At 64.3% G+C, this 14,791-nt stretch carries 12 protein-coding genes; 1 reads left to right on the top strand and 11 read right to left on the bottom strand.

Annotation, left to right across the window (positions count from 1 at the left end):
• The first annotated feature begins 122 nt into the window (after positions 1-122).
• Positions 123-2,441, top strand: a complete 2,319-nt coding sequence (locus tag DWV00_RS29505; RefSeq protein ID WP_115537146.1) for a Tex family protein — start codon at positions 123-125, stop codon at positions 2,439-2,441.
• A gap of 190 nt (positions 2,442-2,631) precedes the next feature.
• On the opposite strand, the gene DWV00_RS29500 is transcribed toward DWV00_RS29505, so the two are convergent.
• The 11 genes from DWV00_RS29500 to bamB form a co-directional block, all read right to left on the bottom strand.
• Positions 2,632-4,524 (bottom strand): potassium transporter Kup, encoded by a 1,893-nt coding sequence (locus tag DWV00_RS29500; protein WP_115537145.1) that lies wholly within the window; start codon positions 4,522-4,524, stop codon positions 2,632-2,634.
• Between the two features lie 148 nt (positions 4,525-4,672).
• A complete protein-coding gene (locus DWV00_RS29495; protein WP_115537172.1) occupies positions 4,673-5,242 on the bottom strand; it encodes a phosphoribosyltransferase in 570 nt (189 codons plus the stop codon).
• 22 nt (positions 5,243-5,264) lie between these two features.
• Complete coding sequence (locus tag DWV00_RS29490; protein WP_115537144.1) at positions 5,265-6,611, bottom strand: adenylosuccinate synthase; 1,347 nt, start codon at positions 6,609-6,611, stop codon at positions 5,265-5,267.
• A gap of 127 nt (positions 6,612-6,738) precedes the next feature.
• A complete protein-coding gene (locus DWV00_RS29485) occupies positions 6,739-7,905 on the bottom strand; it encodes an ATP phosphoribosyltransferase regulatory subunit (protein ID WP_115537143.1) in 1,167 nt (388 codons plus the stop codon).
• A 118-nt stretch (positions 7,906-8,023) separates the two neighbouring features.
• The gene (locus DWV00_RS29480; RefSeq protein ID WP_115537142.1) at positions 8,024-8,215 is read right to left on the bottom strand and encodes a DUF2065 domain-containing protein; all 192 of its coding nucleotides are present in this window, start codon (positions 8,213-8,215) and stop codon (positions 8,024-8,026) included.
• 41 nt (positions 8,216-8,256) lie between these two features.
• Positions 8,257-9,165: a protease modulator HflC gene (gene hflC, locus DWV00_RS29475; protein WP_115537141.1), complete on the bottom strand. Its 909-nt coding sequence runs from the start codon at positions 9,163-9,165 to the stop codon at positions 8,257-8,259.
• Positions 9,166-9,177: 12 nt separating this feature from the next.
• Entirely contained in the window at positions 9,178-10,524 is a 1,347-nt protein-coding gene (hflK, locus tag DWV00_RS29470) for an FtsH protease activity modulator HflK (protein WP_115537140.1), read from the bottom strand.
• A 32-nt stretch (positions 10,525-10,556) separates the two neighbouring features.
• Positions 10,557-11,756: a GTPase HflX gene (gene hflX, locus DWV00_RS29465; protein ID WP_245965085.1), complete on the bottom strand. Its 1,200-nt coding sequence runs from the start codon at positions 11,754-11,756 to the stop codon at positions 10,557-10,559.
• Between the two features lie 76 nt (positions 11,757-11,832).
• Positions 11,833-12,069, bottom strand: coding sequence for an RNA chaperone Hfq (gene hfq / locus DWV00_RS29460; RefSeq protein WP_102608263.1), 237 nt, complete (start codon positions 12,067-12,069; stop codon positions 11,833-11,835).
• A 141-nt stretch (positions 12,070-12,210) separates the two neighbouring features.
• Entirely contained in the window at positions 12,211-13,548 is a 1,338-nt protein-coding gene (gene der / locus DWV00_RS29455) for a ribosome biogenesis GTPase Der (protein ID WP_115537138.1), read from the bottom strand.
• A gap of 73 nt (positions 13,549-13,621) precedes the next feature.
• Positions 13,622-14,767, bottom strand: coding sequence for an outer membrane protein assembly factor BamB (gene bamB / locus DWV00_RS29450; protein ID WP_115537137.1), 1,146 nt, complete (start codon positions 14,765-14,767; stop codon positions 13,622-13,624).
• Positions 14,768-14,791: the final 24 nt, after the last annotated feature.

The following is a 14,791-nucleotide window of genomic DNA, read 5'->3' as shown; positions in this document are numbered from 1 at the left end:
CGCTCGACCGCCCGGGCATTTGTGGCAAAATGCGCCGCTTCAGCAACCCGGCCGCAGGCCGGCGTTTCCGTGCTTCATGGGCGGGACGCGCCGCCGCGGCCCCGCAGCCAGACGCTTCCTCTATGACGGACAACGTAGCACTCAAGATCGTACAGCGCATCGCCACCGAACTGACCGTGCAGCCGCGCCAAGTCGCAGCGGCCGTGCAACTGCTCGACGAAGGCTCGACAGTTCCGTTCATCGCCCGCTACCGGAAGGAAGTCACGGGCAACCTCGACGATACGCAGTTGCGCACGCTCGAAGAGCGTCTGCTCTACTTGCGGGAAATGGAAGATCGGCGCGCGACGATCGTATCGAGCATCGAGGAACAAGGCAAACTGACCGACGAGCTGCGCACCGCGATCGACGCCGCCGACAGCAAGCAAGTCCTCGAAGACCTTTACCTGCCCTACAAGCCGAAACGCCGCACGCGCGCGCAAATCGCCCGCGAGGCCGGGCTCGAACCGCTCGCGCAAGCGCTGCTCGCCGATCCGCGCCTCGATCCCCAAACGGAAGCCGCCGCCTACGTCGATGCCGAAAAAGGCATCGCGGACGTCAAAGCCGCGCTCGACGGCGCGCGCGACATCCTGTCCGAACAATTCGGGGAAACGGCGGAATTGCTCGGCAAGCTGCGCGAATATCTGTCCGAGCGCGGCATCGTCTCCTCGTCGGTCGTCGAAGGCAAGGAAAAAGAGGAAGGCGAGAAATTCCGCGACTACTACGACTACGCCGAGACCTGGAAGACGGTGCCCTCGCACCGTGCGCTGGCGCTGTTCCGCGGGCGTAATGCGGGCGTGCTGACGATCAAGCTGGGCCTCGGCGAAGAGCTCGACGCGCAGGTGCCGCATCCATGCGAAGCGCTGATCGCCCGCCATGCCGGCGTTTCGAACCAGGGCCGCCCCGCCGACAAATGGCTCTCCGACGTCTGCCGCTGGTGCTGGCGCGTCAAGGTGCAACCGCATCTCGAAAACGAACTGCTGACGCAACTGCGCGAATCGGCGGAACATGAAGCCATTCGTGTTTTCGCGCGTAACTTGAAAGACTTGCTGCTCGCCGCCCCGGCCGGCCCGAAGGCCGTCATCGGCCTCGATCCGGGCTTGCGCACGGGCGTCAAGGTGGCGGTGGTCGACCGCACCGGCAAGCTGCTGGCCACCGATACGATCTACCCGCACGAGCCGCGCCGCGACTGGGACGGTTCGCTCGCCAAGCTCGCGCGCATTGCCGCTCAGACGCAAGCCGAGCTGATCAGCATCGGCAACGGAACGGCGTCGCGCGAAACGGATAAGCTCGCGAGCGAACTCATCGCGCGTCACCCTGAACTGAAGCTGCAAAAGATCGTCGTCTCCGAAGCGGGGGCATCCGTGTATTCCGCATCGGAGCTCGCCGCCAAGGAGTTCCCCGAGCTCGACGTGTCCTTGCGCGGCGCGGTGTCGATCGCGCGCCGCCTTCAGGATCCGCTCGCCGAGCTCGTCAAGATCGAGCCGAAGGCGATCGGCGTCGGCCAGTATCAGCACGACGTCAATCAACGTGAACTCGCCCGCTCGCTCGATGCCGTGGTGGAAGACTGCGTGAATGCGGTCGGCGTGGATGCCAACACGGCGTCGATCGCCCTGCTCGCCCGCGTGTCGGGCCTGAACAGCACGCTCGCGCGGAATATCGTCGAGTTCCGCGACGCGAACGGGCCGTTCCCGTCACGCGAGCATCTTCGCAAGGTGCCTCGGCTCGGCGATAAGACGTTCGAACAAGCCGCCGGCTTCCTGCGCATCAACAGCGGCGACAATCCGCTCGATCGCTCGTCGGTGCACCCGGAAGCGTATCCGGTCGTCGAACGCATGCTCGCGAAAATCCGTAAGCAAATCGGCGACGTGCTCGGCAGCCGCGAGGCGCTCTCCGGCCTGTCGCCGGCTGAGTTCGTCGACGAGCGCTTCGGCTTGCCCACCGTGCGCGACATTCTCGCCGAACTCGAGAAGCCCGGCCGCGACCCTCGCCCCGAATTCAAGACGGCGACGTTCCGCGAAGGCGTCGAGAAGATCTCGGATCTCGCACCCGGCATGGTGCTCGAAGGCGTCGTCACGAACGTGGCGGCGTTCGGCGCGTTCGTCGATATCGGCGTGCACCAGGACGGGCTCGTTCACGTCTCGGCGATGTCGACGAAGTTCATCAAGGACCCGCACGAAGTCGTGAAGGCCGGTCAGGTGGTCAAGGTCAAGGTGCTCGAGGTCGACGTCAAGCGCCAGCGGATCGCGCTCACGATGAGGCTCGCGGACGACGCCGCGCCCGCCTCCTCGCGCGAAGAACGCGGTTCCAGCCGCCCCGGCGGCGGTTCGCGTGCGCCGCAACGCACCCGCGAGTCGGAGCCGGCCGGCGCAATGGCCGCCGCCTTCGCGAAGCTCAAGCGCTGAGCGAGGGGCAAGCGAAAGCCGCTCGCCGATCTCGATAGTCGATCGTTTGCTGCCAACCTCGTTTGCTGCCAGCCTAACGATCGACCTCGATAAAAAAGCCGCGTCTCGGTATTTCGGACGCGGCTTTTTCACGGACGGGCGATCGACGGCGGCAAAGATACCGCCGATCCCGCCGCCGCAAATACAAAAGTCAAATTTCGATCTTCGTCCCGAGTTCGACGACGCGATTGGCCGGAATGCGGAAAAAGTCCGTCGGTTTCGCGGCGTTTTGATGCATCCACGCGAAGATGCGCTCGCGCAAGATCGACATGCCCGGCAGTTGGGTCGGCACGACCGTTTCCCGCGCAAGGAAGAACGACGTATCCATCAGTTCGAATTGCATGCCGCACATCCGTTCGAGCTCGAACAGCACCGCTTTGACGTCAGGCGTTTCGTTGAAACCGTAGACCGCTTTCACGAGATATAAGCCGCCGGTGACGTCCTTCAGCGTGATCCGCTCGTCGTCTTTGACATACGGAATGTCGCGCGTATCGAACGTGAGGAAAATCGTCCGCTCGTGCAACACCTTGTTGTGCTTAAGGTTGTGCAGCAAGCTGACCGGCACGAGCGCATCGCTGCCCGTCAAATAGATGGCCGTGCCCGACACGCGATGCGGTGGGTGTGCCAGCAATCCTTGCACGAACGGCGCCAGCGGAATACCGTCCGCGGCCGTGCGCTCTTTGACCAGCATGCGGCCCTTGTACCAGGTCATCAGCAGGAAGAACAGCAAGGCACCGATGCCGAGCGGTAGCCAGCCGCCTTCGGCGACCTTGAGCAGGTTCGCGCCGAAGAAGGCGACGTCTACGGTCATGAACGCGGCGATGATCAGGCCCACAAGCACCTTGTTCCAGTTCCAGACCTTGACCATGACGACGCAAGCCAGCACGGTCGTCATGACCATGGTCGTCGTGACGGCGATACCGTATGCGGCGGCGAGGCTATCCGAACTCTTGAAGCCCAGCACCACACACAAAATGACGAAGAGCAGCAGCCAATTGACGACCGGCACGTAGATCTGCCCGATCGCGAGTTCCGAGGTATGAAGCACCTTCATCCGGGGGACATAGCCGAGCTGGATCGCCTGGCTCGTCAGCGAGTAGGCGCCCGAAATCACGGCTTGCGAGGCGATGACCGTCGCGACCGTCGACAGGACGACCAAAGGCAGCAGCGCCCACTGCGGCGCCATCAGGAAAAACGGATTCTCGATCGCCTTCGGGTTTTGCATGAGCAGCGCGCCCTGTCCGAAGTAGTTGAGCACGAGCGAGGGCATGACGAGCACGTACCAGGCGAGACGAATCGGGCGTGCGCCGAAGTGCCCCATGTCCGCGTAGAGCGCCTCGGCGCCCGTCAGAACCAGGAAGACCGACCCGAGCACGACGTACGCCTGCAGCAGGTGGGCGTGCATGAAGGAGAACGCGTAATACGGATTGAGCGCGGCGATGATTTGAGGCGCGCGCACGATGTGGCTCAGCCCGAGCAGAGCGATCGTCGCGAACCACACGAGCATGATCGGCCCGAACAGCTTGCCGACGAGCGAGGTGCCGTGGCGCTGGATCCAGAACAGCGCGACCAGAATCACCATCGTGATCGGCAGCACGAGATGCGACAGTTGCGGCGTCGCGATCTCGAGCCCTTCCACGGCGGAGATGACCGAGATCGCGGGCGTAATGACGGCGTCGCCGTAGAACATGCAGGCGCCGAAGATGCCGAGCATCATCAACACGCCGGTCACGCGCGACTTCGTCGAAAAAGGCCGCAGCGAGAGCGCCATCAACGCGAGCACACCACCTTCGCCGTTGTTGTCGGCCCGCATCACGAACAGGACATACTTGATCGACACCACGAAGATGATGGCCCAGAACAGCAGTGAAATCACGCCGAGGATCGAATGATCGGTGAGCGCGATACCGTGATCGGGGCTGAATGCTTCCTTGAGCGAGTACAACGGGCTCGTGCCGATGTCGCCGAACACGACGCCGATCGCCGCCAGCGCGAGCGACGGCAGGGAATGCTGACGAAGGTTGTCGTGGTTGTTGTCTGTCATAAACGCGACCGGTTCGTACCGGAGAAGCCGAGAGCGAGCGCTATTCTAGCGGCGCATCGATGTCTGATACACATAAAAAGAGCGGAGTCAGTCGACTCCGCTCAATGATCGATGCGAGCGCCAATGCCGCGGCCATATTAAATGCAAATTACGTGCCGGAGCCCGATTCACGCGCGACGCCCCGCTTGATCCACGCGCCCAAATTATGGGGCCGAACGGTATCCCATTCCTCGAACGGCTGGTGAATCCACGGGTTAGTGGGCAAATGCTGAACGAAATAGTCGGGCTTGACCTTCGAGCAGCCCTTGTACCAGAGCACGGCCGAGCGCACGGCCGTCACGGCGGGATAGCGCTCTTTGAGATGCTCCCGCACGCGAGCCAGCGTGACGCCCGAATCGACCAGATCGTCGACGAGCAACACGTTCCCGGACAGATTGCCGCGCGTCATCGTGATGTACTGAGCGATGTCCAGTTCCCCCTGCTCCGTGCCGGCCGCTTCGCGGTAGGAACTCGTCGCGAGAATCGCGAGCGGCAAGTCGTAGATGCGCGAGAGCTGGTCGCCCACGCGCAGCCCGCCGCGGGCCAGACACAGGATGTTGTCGAACTTCCATGCCGACTCGTGGACGGCAAGCGCCAACAACTCGATCAGCCGGTGGTACTCGTCCCAGCTGACCCAGAGGTTCTTGTCGTCGTTGCGAGGATCCGTCATCGCGATCATCGTCATGTTCCGCGTCATCGAGTTAAACCTTGAACGGATGGCGCAGCAAGATCGTTTCGTCGCGATCGGGGCCCGTCGACACCATGTCGATCGGGACACCGGCCACTTCCTGCACGCGCGTGAGGTACGCCTGAGCGTTGGCCGGAAGCTGGCTCCACTCCGTGATGCCGATCGTGCTTTCCTTCCATCCGCCGAACGTTTCGTACACGGGCTCGCAGCGCGCCACTTCGGCGGCACCGCGCGGGAGCAGATCGGCGCTCTTGCCGTCGACCTTGTAACCGACGCACAGCTTCACTTCGTCGAGACCGTCGAGCACGTCGAGCTTCGTCATGCAAAGGCCCGACACGCCGTTGATTTGAATCGAACGGCGCAGCGCCGCGGCATCGAGCCAGCCGGTGCGGCGCGGACGGCCCGTCACGGAGCCGAACTCCTTGCCGACGTTGGCGAGCGTGACGCCCACGGCTTCCTGACGCTGCGGATTGTCCGCGTCGTACAGTTCGCTCGGGAACGGACCCGAGCCGACGCGCGTGCAATAGGCCTTCGTGATACCGAGAATGTAATGCAGCTTCTGCGGCCCGACGCCCGCGCCGGCCGACGCCGCGCCGGCCACGCAGTTGCTCGAGGTGACGAACGGGTAGGTGCCGTGATCGATGTCGAGCAGCGTGCCCTGCGCGCCTTCGAACAGCAGATTGCGGCCCGCTTCGTTTTCGTCGTACAAGCGGCGGGAAACGTCCGTGACCATCGGCGCGAGACGCTCGGCGTACCCGAGCATCGTGTCGAGCGTTTGCTGGAAATCGACGGCGGCCGCCCCGAGGTATTGGGTCAGCACGAAATTATGGAAATCGAGGTTCGCGCGCAGGCGGTCAGCGAACGTCTGGGGCGAGAACAGGTCCTGCACGCGCAGCGCGCGGCGGCCTACCTTGTCCTCATAGGCCGGCCCGATGCCGCGCCCGGTCGTACCGATCTTGCCCGCCCCGCTGCGCGCTTCGCGCGCCTGGTCGATCGCAATGTGGTACGGCAGAATCAGCGTCGTCGCCTCGGAGATGAACAGGCGGCTGCGCACGTCGAGGCCCGCGGCCTCGAGTTCTCCGATTTCCTTGAACAGCGCTTCGGGGGACAGCACCACGCCGTTGCCGATGTAGCAAGCGACGCCGGCGCGCATGATGCCCGACGGGATCAAGCGCAAAATCGTCTTCTTGCCGCCGATGATGAGCGTGTGCCCGGCATTGTGGCCGCCCTGGAAACGTACGACGCCTTGCGCGTGGTCCGTCAGCCAGTCGACGATCTTGCCCTTGCCTTCATCACCCCATTGAGTCCCGACGACGACGACGTTGCGTCCCTGGGCTGCATTCACTGCGCTGGCAGACATGTTGTTTCGTTAGCTGGTTAAAAACGTATTCTACCCATGTTCGCTGAAGCTTCCGAATTTTTCCGTTTCGCTTCAACGGCATGGACCATGCGAGGGCTTGGCGGCGCCGAGCGCCGGCCCCCTCGAGTCAAGCACCCGAGTTCGGTTTGCGCGCCTCGACGAGCCATGCGCCGTCGCGCTCAACGAGCACACGGTCGAACGCGAACTCGTCGAGCGCGTGATCGTGCCCCGGCAAAGCTTGGATCACGACTTCGCCGGCATCGCGCAGTTCGGCGACGCGTTCACGCAACAGATCGTCATGCTTCCAAGGCGCGAGAATCGCGCTGCTGCGCGCCTCGATCGGCGAAATCCGCGCGATCTCGCGCAGATCGAGCGAGAAGCCCGTCGCCGGACGCGCGCGCCCATACGCTTGGCCCACGTGATCGTAACGGCCTCCGCGCGCGAGCGCGTTCGGCACGCCGTCGACGTACGCCGAGAACATCACCCCGCTGTGATACGCATAGCCGCGCAAATCGGCCAGGTCGATCGCCGCGTGCGCCCCTTCCACATGCGCCGCGAGGAACGCCAAGTCGTCGAGCGCGCGCGTGATGGCGGGCCATTGCGGCAGCCGCTGGCGCGCGAGCTCGATCACCGATGCGTCGCCGTACAGCGAAGGCAGCGCGCGCAACGCATCGCCCACGACGGGATCGAGATCCTGCGTGAGTTCCGCGATGCGGGGCACGTCCTTGCCGGCGAGCGCCTCGTACAGCGTCTCGCCGCGCGCCGCGGCCACGGGATCGCGTTCGAACAACGCGAGCAGCACGCCTGCATGGCACAAATCGAGCCGCACGTTCTCGATGCCGGCTAGGCGCAGCACATCGAGCATCAGCTGCTGAATTTCGAGATCGGCTTCGAGGCCCGCGTGGCCGTAGATTTCGGCGCCGATCTGGATCTGTTCGCGCGTGGCGTGCAGGCCGCGCGGACGCGTATGCAGCACGCTGCCCGCATAGCAAAGGCGCGTCACGCCCTGCCGGTTCAGCAAGTGCGCGTCGATGCGGGCCACTTGCGGCGTCGTGTCGGCGCGCAGCCCCAGGGTGCGGCCCGATAGTTGATCGACGAGCTTGAACGTGCGCAGATTCAGGTCGCTGCCGCCGCCCGTCAGCAGCGATTCGAGATACTCGAGCAGCGGCGGCATCACCATCTCGTAGCCGTACGTGCGGAAGCGGTCGAGCAGCGCACGCCGCAGCTCTTCGATCTTGCGCGCCTCGGAAGGCAGCACGTCGGCGATATTTTCGGGAAGCAGCCAGGTCGACATCGATTGAGTCCTACGACGTTAATTGAGGGCGCGCAACGCGCAGCCGAAAGCGGGTCAAGCCAAGTACGAAGCCGCGCAACAGATCCTTCCGCGCGAATTCCCGCTGCCGCGGCGCGGCTCAGGTAGCCACGACGAGCAGCAGCAAGCCAAGCGCCATGACGATCAACCCGCCGATGCGAATATGATGCGCCGGACGCTCCGCTATTTTACGAAAGGTCTCGCGCCACGCAGTCGGGAAGACGAATGGAAACATGCCCTCGATGATGAGCATCAGTGCGATCGCAAGCAGTAACGAAGCGGCCATGTCCATGAAAATGCCGGCGCCGCGCGTCGATCGGCGGCGCCCCTGAATCAGTGTTTGCGTGAAGCCGAGGGGGCCGGGGTGGATTGCGCGCTGCTGCCGTCGGGGCTGCGCATGAAGCGGAAAAACTCGCTGTCTGGATCGACGACGATGACGTCGCCCGGCTTGAATACGCTTCGATATGCCTGCAGGCTCTCGTAGAACTGGTAGAAGCCCGGATCGCTCCCGAATGCGTCGGCCGCGATGGAGGCCGCCTTCGCGTCGCCCTCGCCCTTGATGGCCTGCGCCGTCGCGTAGGCATCGGCCAGCACGGCTTCACGCTGATGCTCGGCATCCGCCTTGATCTGAGCGACCTCGGTCGCGCTCTGCGAGCGTTCGTTGCCGGCGATCTGCTCCTGCGCGGCCGCCATGCGCTTATAGACCGCATCGGCACCCGCTTGCGGAAGGTCCACCCGCACGAGGCTCAAATCGACGATGTCGATGCCGAGCGCCTTTGCCGCATCGGTCATGGACGCTTGCGCCTCTTGCGCGAGCTGGCCTTCGTGAGAAAGCGCGTCGGCGAGCGCGCGCTTCGCGAACGCATCGCCGAGCGCGGTACGCATTTGGCCGGTCAGCCGGTCGAGCGCGCTTTGCTGATCGCCGCCCGTTTCGCCGAACAGCTTGAGCGGGTCCGTCACGCGGTATTTCAGCACCGGCGTCACGAGCAAGTCCGTTTTGTCCGACGTTACGAAGCGGTCGGCGTCGGCGGGCGCGAGCGTACGCACGCGCGTATCGACGAGCATCGCCGACTGCAGCGGCGTCGGCAGCTTCACATGCAGGCCGGGCCCGACGAGCGCGGGATGTTCGCCGCCGCGTGCGTACACGACCGCGACATGCCGCTGGTCGACGACGAGCAAGGTCGACGCCCCGGCAAACAGCACCGCGACGACGACGATCACGAGCGCAATAATACGATTCATGTCGAGCGCTCCTTATTGCTGCAGATCGTCTTCGCGCGCGCGGCTGCGCAGCGTATCGCGCGAACGCAGCGCGTCGCTCGCGGCAGCCGGTTGGCTGGCCGGATTCGGCTCGGCCGCCGAGGCGCCCGGCGCGACACTCGATGCCGCGCTCGCGGCCGCCGCGGCGGAGGCCGGCGCGGCCGTCTCGGGCGACGCATGCCGATTGGCCTCGAGCAGCTTGTCGAGCGACAGATTGACGACGCTGCTGCCCGCCTTGCCGCTGACGAAAATCTTCGTTGAATTGGCGTAGATGTCGCGCATGGTTTCCAGATACATCCGCTCTCGCACGACGGCCGGCGCCTTCTCGTATTGGGCGTAGACCTCCTTGAAGCGTTCGGCGTCGCCTTGCGCATCGGAGACGACGCGGGCGGCGTAGGCCTTCGCATCGTCGATCGTGCGCTGCGCTTGCGCCTTCGCTCCGGGCAGAATTTGTCCCGCGTAAGACTGCGCATCGGTCTTGGCGCTCGCGCGGTCCTGACGTGCGCGCACGACGTCCGCGTACGCGCTCTGCACGGCGGCGGGCGGCTCGATCGACTCCACCGTCACGCCCGTCACCGCGAGCCCCGTGCGATACCGATCGAGCGCCGCTTGGATCGCTAGCGTCAGCGGCGCGCGCAGCGCCTCGCGACTCCCGCCGAGCAGGCTCTCGGTGCTGCGGGCACCGACGATCTCGCGCACCGCGGCCTGCGCCGCCTGCGTCACGCTCAGATCCGGGTCCGCGGCGCCGAACAGGTAATCGGTGGCCGATTTCACTTGGTACTGGATCGCCAGGCGCACGTCGACGATATCGCCGTCATGCGTGATCACCGAGGCGTTCTTCGTGCTCGCGTCGCTCATGGCGTTGCCGCGGCCGATTTCGACCGAGCGAATCTGCGCGACGTTGACGATTTCATGTGTCTCGAACGGATACGGCAAGCGCAGGTGCACCCCCGGCTCGACCGTGCCTTGATATTTGCCGAATTGCATGACGACGCCCGTTTGGCCGTCCTGCACGACGAAAACTCCGCTGCCGATGTAGATCGCGATGAGCACGCCGATGACGATGCCGACGCCGATGCGCGCGGCGCGCCCGTTGTCCGGACGCCGATCGCCGGGCCCCGACCCCTGCCCCTTGCCGCCGAAGAAGCGCGACAAACGGCGGTTGAACTCGCGCCACATTTCGTCGAGATCGGGCGGGCCGTCTCCGTCGCCCGGCGTGCGCTTCGGCTCGTTGGGCCGTTGCCGGCTGCCATTGCCGTCGCCGCGCCCCCAGCGAGGATCGCTAATCGAAAGAATGGCGCGCGCACGCAGCCAGAAACCCCGCTCGTTGTATTCGTTCACCAGTGTTCGTTCGCTCGAGTTGGGAGAGCCGGTCAATGCAAATCGGAGCGCCATGTCCGCGCATCGGACGACGCCGATGCGTCTGAGTCTTCGAGCCCATGCGCCGCCGGTGTCTCACCCGGCTGCGCCCGCCCGCTGTCTGGGAGATGTTCTGAGGTGGCGATTTCGGCAATGGCCGCGCGCAGCGTATCCAAACCCTGCCCCGTGCGCGCGCTCAAAAAGACGCGCGAAATATTACCATACTCATCACGCTCGACCGCGTTGCCACGTGCCGCCAGCTCGGGCACGGCATCGATCTTGTTGAAGACGAGAATCTGCCGCACCGTATGCGCCCCGATCTCGTCCAATACTTCGTTCACCTGATCGATCTGGTCGAGCCGCACGGCGCTCGACGCATCGACGACGTGCAGCAGCAAATCGGCGTGGATCGTCTCCTCGAGCGTCGCTCGAAACGCGGCGACGAGCTGGTGAGGCAATTCGCGAATGAAACCGACCGTATCGGAGACGATCACCTGTCCCGCCTCGTCGCCGAGGTAGAGCCGGCGCGACGTGGTATCGAGCGTCGCGAACAGCTGATCGGCCGCGTAGGCCTGCGCCTTCGTGAGCGCGTTGAACAGCGTCGATTTGCCGGCGTTCGTGTAGCCGACGAGCGAGACCGACATCGCGCGATTGCGGGCCCGCTGGCGTCGCTGCGTGCCGTGCTGGCGCCGCAATTTGTCGAGCCGCCCCTTGAGCATCTTGATCCGCTCGCCAATCAAGCGGCGGTCGGTTTCGAGCTGCGTTTCGCCCGGCCCGCGCAGACCGATGCCGCCTTTTTGGCGCTCGAGGTGAGTCCAAGCGCGCACGAGGCGCGTGGCGATGTACTGCAGCTGCGCCAGTTCGACTTGCAGCTTGCCTTCGTGACTGCGCGCGCGCTGCGCGAAGATGTCGAGAATGAGGCTCGTGCGGTCGACCACGCGACGGTTAAGCGCCCGCTCCAGATTGCGCTGCTGCGCCGGCGCCAACGCGTGATTGAAGATAACGATTTCGACATCGTTGGCCTCGCACGCGAGGCGCAATTCCTCCGCCTTGCCGCTGCCGACGAACAGCGCGGCATCGGGGCTCGAACGGCGCCCGGTCAAGGTCACGGCGGGGTGTGCGCCCGCGCTTTGCACGAGCAGGCTGAGTTCTTCGAGACTGGCTTCGAAGTCGATCTTTCCGAAATCGATGCCGACGAGCGCTGCGTTGATCAAATTGATGGGCGTCAAAATGGGAAGCGGCCGGCACGCGCGCCGATCAGTCGGCACCATGCCGGCCGCTAGGATGAGATTAGGCCGTTTCCGAATCAGGGTGGAAGTTGACCGGGCGAGCCGGCACCACCGTCGAAATGGCGTGTTTGTAGACCATCTGGGTCACGGTGTTACGGAGCAACACGACGTACTGGTCGAACGATTCAATGTTCCCTTGAAGCTTGATGCCGTTGACCAAATAGATGGAAACCGGCACGTGCTCTTTGCGCAGTGCGTTCAGAAACGGGTCTTGTAACAGTTGCCCTTTGTTGCTCATAGCAAACTCCGTCGTTTTTTTGCAGGTTGGATCCGAATTGGGACGAAGAAAAAGAAATCCGCCGCCAATCGCTACACTATAGCCGATTTTCTTTGTGGCACGGGCCGGGGAGGCCATTCGGCCGGCGGCTCGCGCGCCCGCTCAGCCCTTGTCGGCGTAAGGGTTCGTCGACGAGCGGAACTCTATGCGCAATGGAGTTCCGGTCAACGAGAAAGTTTCGCGGAAACGATTTTCGAGATATCGCTTGTAAGTTTCCGTAACGGCATCGAGGGCGTTGCCGTGGATGACGATGATCGGCGGATTTTGCCCGCCTTGGTGTGCGTAACGCAGTTTCGGACGCACGGGGCCGCGGCGGCGCGGCTGCTGGAATTCCACGGCCTCGATCAATGCGCGCGTGAGCTTCGGTGTCGGCAGCTTCGCCATGGCGGCCGCGTAGGCGTCGTCGACCGAACGCATGAGCGGGCCGATCCCCGTCTTCTCCGTGGCCGAGATGAAGTGAAACTTCGCGAACTCCAGGAATTTGAGTTTGCGGATCATGTCGGCTTTCGTGCGCTCGCGCACATGCGCGTCGAGCCCGTCCCACTTGTTCACGCCAACCACGAGCGCACGCCCCTGCTCGACCACGAATCCCGCGATGTGGGCGTCCTGGTCCGAAATATCCTGCCGCGCGTCGAGCAGCAGAATCACGACGTTCGCGTCGGCGATCGATTGCAGCGTCTTCACGACGGAGAATTTCTCGATCGCCTCGAATACCTTCCCGCGCCGGCGCAAGCCCGCCGTATCGATCAGCGTGTATTTCTTGCCCTGGCGCTCGAAATCGACATAGATCGAGTCGCGCGTCGTGCCGGGCATGTCGAAAGCGATGACACGCTCCTCACCGATGAGCGTGTTGACGAGCGTCGATTTGCCGACGTTCGGCCGCCCGACGATCGCGATCTTGACGCCTCGCTCGCCCTTCTCCTCTTCGGTCTCTTCCGGATAGCCGGCGTAGGCAATCCCGAGGGAGTCGTTGATCATCTCGGTGACGCCGTCACCGTGCGCGGCGGAAATCGCGCGCGGATCGCCGAGCCCGAGCTCGTAGAAATCGGACGCGACGGCCGTGTACTTCATGCCTTCGGCCTTGTTCACGACGAGCACGATCGGCCTGCCGGTCTTGCGCAGATAATCGGCGATCGATTTGTCCTGCGGCGCCAGCCCGTTGCGTCCGTCGACGATGAAGACGACGACGTCCGACTCCTCGACCGCCTGCCGCGTTTGCCGCGCCATCTCGTGCAGGATCCCGTCCTTGGCGACAGGCTCGAAGCCGCCCGTATCGACGACGAGATACGCGCGGTCGCCGACGCGCCCTTCGCCGTAGTGGCGATCGCGCGTCAAGCCGGGCAAATCGGCGACAAGCGCATCGCGCGAGCGCGTGAGCCGGTTGAACAGGGTGGATTTCCCCACATTGGGGCGCCCAACGAGGGCAATTACGGGTTTCATCTTACGTAGTCTCAAAACGACCGCGGCCGGCTGAGCCGGCCCGCGGTCGAAAAACTGGACGGTACCGCCTCGCTCAGTGCGAGACGAGCCCGTACAGGTGGCCGTCGTGCGTTTGCACGATCAGCGTGTTGCCGACCGCAACCGGTGCGGCCGTGATTGCGCTGCCGTCCGTCTTGAAGCGCGCGAGGAGTTTGCCGTCGTCGCGCGACAAGAAGTGGACGAAGCCCTTGTAATCGCCCACCACGACATCGGGCCCGAGCAAGTACGGCGTGCTCAGATTGCGGTTCTTGAGCGTGTCGTTCTTCCAGAGCGGCTTGCCCGTCGTCGCGTCGAACGCTTGGAGCACCGACCAGTCATCCGGCGCCACCACGGACGTACGGTCCGCTGCGAGGCCGCTCACGCCCGAAAACGGCTGTTCCCAGACGGGTTGGCCGTTGTTCGCATCGAAGCAGCTGATACGCCCTTGGAACGTCACCGCGCACGCTTCCGCGCCGACCAAGGTCGGCGCGCCCGTCACGTCATTGATGCGCTCGACTTCCGTTACGCCCTTGGGGAACGAAACCGGGGCTTGCCAATAGTCGTCACCCGTCTTCAGGTTGATCGCGGAGAGCGAGCCGCCCGGAAATCCGGCCAGGACGGCGGCCTGACCCGCGAACGCCATGCCCGCCGACACGCGCAGATTCAGCGGCACGGCGCGATTGTGATACTGCCACCGCAACTCGCCGGTGGAAGCGTTGAACGCGCTGATTTGGCCGTCGATCGTGCGCACGACCACATAACCGTTGCCGACGAGCGGCGGCGAGACGATCTCGCCCGGCACGGTCGTCTTCCAGATCAGCTTGCCGTTGGCGTCGAGCACGTCGACACCGCCCTTCTCCGCCCCGACCGCCGTGTAGGTACCGTCACTGCCCACACCGGACGTCAGGTCCGAATGCACCTTCGTGCTCCAGACCTTGTTGCCGGTCTTGCCGTCGATCTTCTCGACCGTTCCGTTCGATCCGGCCGCGTAGACATCGTCGCCTACGACGACCGGCGAGAAGAAGTAACGTCCCGCGCCGCTGATACTCGTCTTCCAGGCCTGATCGACGGTGAAGACAGGCTTGAACTCGGTGAGCGGCACCGGATCACGGCGCGGATCCTTGGTGGACGAGCAAGCCGCCATCGCAAGGACGGTCATCGCGCAAGCGACGGGCACGGCGAAACGTTTCAGCAAATTCATCGGTGGGCGAAGCTTCGTCAAAGG

The sequence above is a fragment of the Trinickia dinghuensis genome, assembly GCF_003367175.1.
Classification (GTDB): domain Bacteria; phylum Pseudomonadota; class Gammaproteobacteria; order Burkholderiales; family Burkholderiaceae; genus Trinickia; species Trinickia dinghuensis.
This window is presented reverse-complemented; position numbering and strand designations above follow the sequence as displayed.

Bases quoted from the DNA above. Each gene is read 5' to 3' on its own strand.
- DWV00_RS29505 (WP_115537146.1), top strand. From the start codon at position 123: ATGACGGACAACGTAGCACTCAAGATCGTACAGCGCATCGCCACCGAA.
- DWV00_RS29500 (WP_115537145.1), bottom strand. From the start codon at position 4,524: ATGACAGACAACAACCACGACAACCTTCGTCAGCATTCCCTGCCGTCG.
- DWV00_RS29495 (WP_115537172.1), bottom strand. From the start codon at position 5,242: ATGATCGCGATGACGGATCCTCGCAACGACGACAAGAACCTCTGGGTC.
- DWV00_RS29490 (WP_115537144.1), bottom strand. From the start codon at position 6,611: ATGTCTGCCAGCGCAGTGAATGCAGCCCAGGGACGCAACGTCGTCGTC.
- DWV00_RS29485 (WP_115537143.1), bottom strand. From the start codon at position 7,905: ATGTCGACCTGGCTGCTTCCCGAAAATATCGCCGACGTGCTGCCTTCC.
- DWV00_RS29480 (WP_115537142.1), bottom strand. From the start codon at position 8,215: ATGGACATGGCCGCTTCGTTACTGCTTGCGATCGCACTGATGCTCATC.
- hflC (WP_115537141.1), bottom strand. From the start codon at position 9,165: ATGAATCGTATTATTGCGCTCGTGATCGTCGTCGTCGCGGTGCTGTTT.
- hfq (WP_102608263.1), bottom strand. From the start codon at position 12,069: ATGAGCAACAAAGGGCAACTGTTACAAGACCCGTTTCTGAACGCACTG.
- der (WP_115537138.1), bottom strand. From the start codon at position 13,548: ATGAAACCCGTAATTGCCCTCGTTGGGCGCCCCAATGTGGGGAAATCC.
- bamB (WP_115537137.1), bottom strand. From the start codon at position 14,767: ATGAATTTGCTGAAACGTTTCGCCGTGCCCGTCGCTTGCGCGATGACC.